This is a genomic window from Inquilinus limosus MP06, assembly GCF_000767795.1.
Lineage (GTDB): Bacteria > Pseudomonadota > Alphaproteobacteria > DSM-16000 > Inquilinaceae > Inquilinus > Inquilinus limosus_E.
The window spans coordinates 1-7,307 of sequence record NZ_JANX01000312.1 but is presented as its reverse complement, the minus strand read 5'-3'; the positions used below and the strand labels follow the sequence as shown (position 1 = coordinate 7,307).

The following is a 7,307-nucleotide window of genomic DNA, read 5'->3' as shown; positions in this document are numbered from 1 at the left end:
AGGATGAAATGCGCAGTGCTGGTCACTCCGCCGGAGGACCGCGATGAACCCCTCGCGTCCGTTCATCCTGCGGCCGGTCGGCACCTCGCTGCTGATGGCGGCGATCCTGCTGGTCGGCGCCGTAGCCTATCGCTTCCTGCCGCTGTCGGCTCTGCCGGAGGTCGACTACCCGACCATCCAGGTGCAGACCTTCTATCCCGGGGCCAGCCCGGAGGTGATGACCTCCTCGGTCACCGCGCCCCTGGAGAAGCAGTTCGGCCAGATGCCGGGGCTGAGCCAGATGACCTCGGCCAGCTCGGCCGGCGCCTCGGTCGTCACCCTGCAGTTCAACCTCGACCTCAGCCTCGACGTGGCGGAGCAGGAGGTGCAGGCCGCGATCAACGCCGCCGGCAACCTGCTGCCGGGCGACCTGCCGGCGCCGCCGATCTACGCCAAGGTCAACCCGGCCGACGCGCCGATCCTGTCGCTGGCCGTCACCTCGAAGACGATCCCGCTGACCGACCTGCAGAACCTGGTCGACACCCGCCTGGCGCAGAAGATCTCGCAGCAGCCCGGCGTCGGCCTGGTCAGCCTCAGCGGCGGCGCCCGGCCGGCGGTGCGCATCCAGGTGAACCCGCAGGCCCTGGCCGCCTACGGCCTCGCCATCGACGACGTGCGCACCACGCTGGGCAACGTCAACGTCAACACGCCGAAGGGCAATTTCGACGGCCCGACCCGGTCGTCGACGATCAACGCCAACGACCAGATCACCCGGGCGCAGGACTACAACGATGTCGTCGTGGCCTACCGCAACGGCGCGCCGATCCGCCTGTCCGACGTCGCCACCGTGGTCAGCGGGCCGGAGAACGGCAAGCTCGCCGCCTGGGCGAACACGACGCCGGCGATCATCGTCAACATCCAGCGCCAGCCCGGCGCCAACGTCATCGCGGTGGTGGACGGCATCAAGGCCATCCTGCCGCAGCTCGAGGCCAGCCTGCCGGCGGCGGCGGAGGTCGCGGTGCTCAGCGACCGCACCGTCACCATCCGCGCCTCGGTCGCCGATGTCGGCTTCGAACTGATGCTGGCCGTGGCGCTGGTGGTGATGGTGATCTTCCTGTTCCTGCGCACCGCCGCGGCCACCATCATCCCCAGCCTGTCGGTGCCGCTGTCCTTGGTCGGCACCCTGGCGGCGATGTACCTGCTGGGCTTCAGCCTCGACAACCTGTCGCTGATGGCGCTGACCATCGCCACCGGCTTCGTCGTCGACGACGCGATCGTGATGATCGAGAACATCGCCCGCTTCGTCGAGGAGGGCGAGCGGCCCTTGCAGGCGGCGCTGAAGGGGGCCGAGCAGATCGGCTTCACCATCATCTCGCTGACCGTGTCGCTGATCGCCGTGCTGATCCCGCTTCTGTTCATGGGCGAGGTGGTGGGCCGGCTGTTCCACGAATTCGCGGTCACCCTGGCGGTCACCATCGTGATCTCGGCCGTGGTGTCGCTGACCCTGGTGCCGATGATGTGCGCCAAGCTGCTGCGCCACCGGCCGCAGGCCGAGCGCGGCCGCTTCGACCGCGGCGCCGAGCGCGCCTTCGACTGGATCATCGGCCGGTACGGAAAGGCGCTGGGCTGGGTGCTGGACCATCAGCCGCTGACCCTGCTGGTGGCGGTGGCGACGCTGGCGCTGACCATCGCGCTCTATGTCGTCATTCCCAAGGGCTTCTTCCCGGAGCAGGACACCGGGATGATCCAGGGCATCTCCGAGGCGGCGCAGACCGTCTCCTATGCCGAGATGGCGAAGCACCAGTCGGCGCTGGCCGAGGCGATCCTGAAGGACCCGGATGTCGAGAGCCTCAGCTCCTTCATCGGCGTCGACGGCACCAACACCACGCTGAACAGCGGCCGGTTCCTGATCACGCTGAAGCCGCTGGGCCAGCGCAGCGCCGATGCCGGCGCGGTGATCGATCGGCTGCGCGGCGAGACGGTGGGCGTGCCGGGCATCACCCTCTACTTGCAGCCGGTGCAGGACCTGACGATCGATTCCACCGTCAGCCGCACCCAGTACCAGTTCGTGCTGCAGAACGCCGATCTCGACCAGTTCCAGGAATGGGTGCCGAAACTGATGCAGCGGCTGCAGCGGGTGCCGGAGATCACCGACGTCGCCAGCGACTACCTGCAGCAGGGGCTGGCGGTGGACCTGGTGATCGACCGCGCCACCGCCGCCCGCTTCGGCATCACCCCGGCGACGATCGACAACGCCCTCTACGACGCCTTCGGCCAGCGCATCGTGTCGACCATCTACACCCAGGCCAACCAGTACCGCGTGATCCTGGAGGCGGCGCCGTCGCTGCAGCAGTCGCTGGACGGGCTGAAGGCGCTGTACCTGCCGTCTTCGACTTCCTCCGGCGGGCAGGTGCCGCTGTCGGCCATCGTCAAGGTCGAGCAGCGGGCCGGGCCGCTGCAGATCACCCACCTCGGGCAGTTCCCGGCGACGCTGATCTCCTTCAACCTGGCGCCGGGATCGTCGCTCGGCGCCGCGGTCGACGCGATCCAGAAGGCCGAGACCGAGGTCGGCCTGCCCGACAGCTTCGTCACCGCCTTCCAGGGCTCGGCCGCCGCCTTCCAGTCCTCGCTGGCCAATGAGGCACTGCTGATCCTGGCTGCGATCGCGACGATGTACATCGTGCTGGGCGTGCTCTACGAGAGCTTCATCCACCCGGTCACGATCCTCTCCACCCTGCCGTCGGCGGGCCTCGGCGCCCTGCTGGCGCTGATGGCGGCGGGTGACGGGCTGGATGTGATCGGGATCATCGGCATCATCCTCCTGATCGGCATCGTCAAGAAGAACGCGATCATGATGATCGACTTCGCGCTGCAGGCGGAGCGCGAGGAGGGCAAGCCGCCGCGCGAGGCCATCTTCCAGGCCTGCCTGCTGCGCTTCCGGCCGATCCTGATGACCACCATGGCGGCGCTTCTGGGCGCCCTGCCGCTGATGCTGGGCACCGGCATGGGGTCGGAGCTGCGCCGGCCGCTGGGCGTCGCCATCGTCGGCGGCCTGGTGGTCAGCCAGCTGCTGACCCTGTTCACCACCCCGGTGATCTACCTGGCCTTCGACCGGCTGGCCCAGCGCCTCACCGGCCGCCGGCCGCGCTCCCGCTTCAGCACCGGGGAGGAGGGGGCGTGAACCTTTCCGCCCCCTTCATCGCCCGGCCGGTGGCGACGACGCTGCTGACCCTCGGCATCGTCCTGGCCGGGTTCTTCGCCTATCTGAAGCTGCCGGTGTCGCCGCTGCCGCAGGTCGACTTCCCGACCATCTCGGTCTCCGCCTCGCTGCCGGGAGCGAGCCCGGAGACGGTGGCGGCGACGGTGGCCAGCCCCTTGGAGCGGCATCTCGGCGCCATCGCCGACGTCACCCAGATGACTTCGCGCAGCTCGGTCGGCCAGGCCAGCATCATCCTGCAGTTCGGCCTGAACCGCGACATCGACGGCGCCGCGCGGGACGTGCAGGCGGCGATCAACGCGGCCCGGGCCGACCTGCCGGCGGCGCTGCGCAGCAACCCGACCTACCGCAAGGTCAACCCGTCCGACGCGCCGGTTCTGATCCTGGCGCTGACCTCGCCGACCCTGACGCGCGGCCAGATCTACGACGCCGCCAGCAACGTGCTGGAGCAGCGGCTGTCGCAGATCGAGGGCATCGGCCAGGTGACGCTGGGCGGCGCGGCTTTGCCGGCGGTGCGGGTCGAGCTGAACCCCCAGGCGCTGGCGCAGTACGGCATCGGGCTCGAGGATGTCCGGGCCGCGTTGGCCGCGGCCAACGCCAACAGTCCGAAGGGGGCGATCGAGGAGGCCGGCCGGCACTTCCAGATCTACAGCAACGACCAGGCCAGCACGGCCGCGGAGTACAAGCCGCTGGTGATCGCCGCCCGCAACGGCGCCACGGTGCGGCTGTCCGACATCGCCGACGTCCAGGATTCGGTCGAGGATCTGCGCAACGCCGGCCTGGCGGACGGCAAGCCGGCAGTGCTGGTGGTGCTGTACCGCGAGCCCGGGGCCAACATCATCGACACGGTTGACCGGGTGATGGCCGAGCTGCCGCATCTGCGCGCCGCCATGCCGCGGGACATCGACATCACCCCGACCGCGGACCGCACCGGCACCATCCGCGCCTCGCTGAACGACACCCAGCTGACGCTGGTGATCTCGGTGCTGCTGGTGATGCTGGTGGTGTTCGCCTTCCTGCGCGACCCGCGCGCCGCTATCATCCCGGCGGTGGCGGTGCCGGTCTCGATCATCGGCACCTTCGGCGCCATGTACCTGGTCGGCTACAGCCTCGACAACCTGTCGCTGATGGCGCTGACCATCGCCACCGGCTTCGTCGTCGACGACGCCATTGTGGTGCTGGAGAACATCTCCCGCCACATCGAGGCCGGCATGCCGCGGCGCCAGGCGGCGTTGCGCGGTGCGCGCGAGGTCGGCTTCACCGTGCTGTCGATCAGCATCTCGCTGGTGGCGGTGTTCATCCCGATCCTGCTGATGGGCGGGCTGGTCGGCCGCATCTTCCGCGAATTCGCCCTGACCCTGTCGATCGCCATCGCCGTGTCGATGGCGATCTCGCTGACCACCACGCCGATGCTGTGCGCCCTGCTGCTGCGCCGCCGGCCGCGGCCTGACAGCGGCCCCGGCCCGCTGGCCCGGGTGATGCGGGTCTATGAGCGCAGCCTGGGCTGGGCGCTGCGCCACAGCGGCTTCGTCATCCTGGTGCTGTTCGGCGTGGTCTGCCTGAACGTCGCGCTGTTCGCGATCATCCCGAAGGGCTTCTTCCCCCAGCAGAGCACCGGCCGGCTGGTCGGCGGCATCGTCGCGGACCAGAGCATCTCGTTCCAGGCGATGCAGCAGAAGCTGGCGCAGCTGATGGACATCGTCCGCACCGACCCGGCGGTGGACAGCGTCGTGGGCTTCACCGGCGGCGGGGGCGGCGGCCGGTCGCAGACCAACACCGGCCAGGTCTTCGTCACCCTGAAGCCGCTGTCCGAGCGCGGCGTCAGCGACGACGAGGTGATCGCCCGACTGCGCGGCAAGCTGGCGGTGGTGCCGGGCGGCCAGCTGTTCCTGGTCTCGGCCCAGGACATCCGCGCCGGCGGGCGGCAGAGCAACGCCGCCTACCAGTACACGCTGCAGTCGGATTCCTCGGCCGAGCTGCAGGAATGGGGGCCGAAGCTGACCCAGGCGCTGCAGGCCGACCCGACCCTGGCCGACGTCAACTCCGACCAGCAGCAGAAGGGCGTCGAGACCGACATCATCATCGACCGCGACACCGCGGCGCGCCTCGGCATCACGCCGCAGCAGATCGACAACACCCTCTACGACGCCTTCGGCCAGCGCCAGGTGTCGACCATCTACAGCGCCATCAACCAGTATCACGTGGTGATGGAGGTGGCGCCGCAATATTGGCAGAGCCCGGAGACGCTGAAGAACCTGTACATCAGCACCTCGGGCGGCAGCGCCGGCGGCACTGCCAGCACCAACGCCCCGGCCAGCGCCACCGGCACCGGCACGGCCAGCCTGGCGGCGCAGTCGGCCGCCAACGCCAACACCAACGCCCTGGCCAATGCCGGCCGCAAGGGCACCTCCAGCGGCGCCGCCGTCAGCACGGCGAAGGAGACGATGGTGCCGCTGTCGGCGATCAGCCATTACGGGCCGGGCAACACGCCGCTGTCGATCAACCACCAGGGCCTGTTCGCGGCGACCACCATCTCCTTCAACCTGCCGCCGGACAAGTCGCTCAGCGACGCCGCGGCGGCGGTGCAGCGGGCGATGGTGGATCTCCACATGCCGTCGACCATCCATGGCAGCTTCCAGGGCACCGCCCAGGTGTTCCAGAGCTCGCTGAGCAACGAGCCGATCCTGATCCTGGCGGCGCTGGCGGCGGTCTATATCGTGCTGGGCATCCTGTATGAGAGCACGATCCACCCGATCACCATCCTGTCGACCCTGCCTTCGGCCGGGGTCGGGGCGGTGCTGGCGCTGATGCTGTTCGACACCGAGTTCAGCCTGATCGCGATGATCGGCGTCATCCTGCTGATCGGCATCGTCAAGAAGAACGCGATCATGATGATCGACTTCGCGCTGGAGGCGGAGCGCAGCCGCGGCCTGACCCCGCGCGAGGCGATCCTGCAGGCCAGCCTGCTGCGCTTCCGGCCGATCCTGATGACGACGATGGCGGCGATCTTCGGCGCCATCCCTTTGGCCGTCGGCTTCGGCGCCGGCAGCGAGCTGCGCCAGCCGCTGGGCATCGCCATCGTCGGCGGGCTGATCGTCAGCCAGGTGCTGACGCTGTACACCACCCCGGTGCTGTACCTGGTGCTCGACCGCTTCCGCCTGTGGTCGCGCGACCGCTGGGGCCGCGCTTTCCCGCGCCCGGCCGGTCCCGCGCCGGGGGCGGCGGAGTAGGACCACCGGCCGCTCGCCCGAGACTCCTCGGCCTTTCCGGCAGTGCAAGGCATCCGGACTTATCAGTCGCGCCGATTTGAGACTAGGCGCATATGATATTATGCAATAAGCTTGGTGTCCTATCCGCTCAGGATCGGTGTCGCGCCGGAGACAGGCCGGGCCGGGCGAAGGAGCGGGTCATTTGGCGAGCGGCAACCAGCCGGTCATTTTGGCCTGGGCCGCTCGAAAATTCATAGTCGAGAGGAGGATTAGAGATGGCGAATAACGAGATCCAGACCATTGCCCCGGGGAGCGGTCCCATTACCTTCAACCTGCCCGGAGTGACGACCGTCACTGTCCCGCCCGGCACCACGAGCATCACCGTGACGGCGGCCGCTGCGTCAGGGGGCTCCGGCGACCACGGTCCTGCGGTCGGCCTTGGAGGGATCGTCAGCGCCACGATCCCGGTCACGTCGCAGTGGGGCCCGTCGTACGGCCTTCAGATCGAGGTCGGCGGCGTCGGGCAGGTCAGCGGCGGTGTCGGCGGTATCTGCGGCGGCGGATCGGGCGGGCACGCCCATGACGACGGAGACGGAGGCGGCGGTGGAGGCCGCTCGGCCGTCATCCTGACCTCTTCGGGCCAGGGTATCATCTATGCCGGCGGCGGCGGCGGCAGCGGCAACGCGGTCGACGGCGGGTCCGGAGGAACGGGCGGCAATGGCGGCATGAACCCCGGAGCCGGCGGCACCTCCAGCGGAGGATCCACCGGCGGGGCCGGAGCTGACGGTGGCACCCCCGGTGCCGGGGGGACAGGCAACCAGTCCAACGGCTCGGCCGGGAGCGGCCCGCCGAGCGGCGCCGGGGGCACCGGGTCCGGCACCTCGTACAACCACGGCTGGGCC

Annotated in this window: 2 protein-coding genes and 1 pseudogene; all 3 read left to right on the top strand. The window is 69.5% G+C overall.

The window, feature by feature from the left end; all coding sequences use genetic code 11:
* The first annotated feature begins 43 nt into the window (after positions 1–43).
* Positions 44–3,160 (top strand): MdtB/MuxB family multidrug efflux RND transporter permease subunit, encoded by a 3,117-nt coding sequence (locus P409_RS21215; protein WP_034843305.1) that lies wholly within the window; start codon positions 44–46, stop codon positions 3,158–3,160.
* A complete protein-coding gene (locus tag P409_RS21210; RefSeq protein ID WP_034843303.1) occupies positions 3,157–6,426 on the top strand; it encodes an efflux RND transporter permease subunit in 3,270 nt (1,089 codons plus the stop codon). The genes P409_RS21215 and P409_RS21210 overlap by 4 nt, the downstream gene beginning before the upstream one ends.
* A gap of 254 nt (positions 6,427–6,680) precedes the next feature.
* A pseudogene (locus tag P409_RS41270) lies at positions 6,681–7,307 on the top strand (hypothetical protein); the annotation flags it as partial.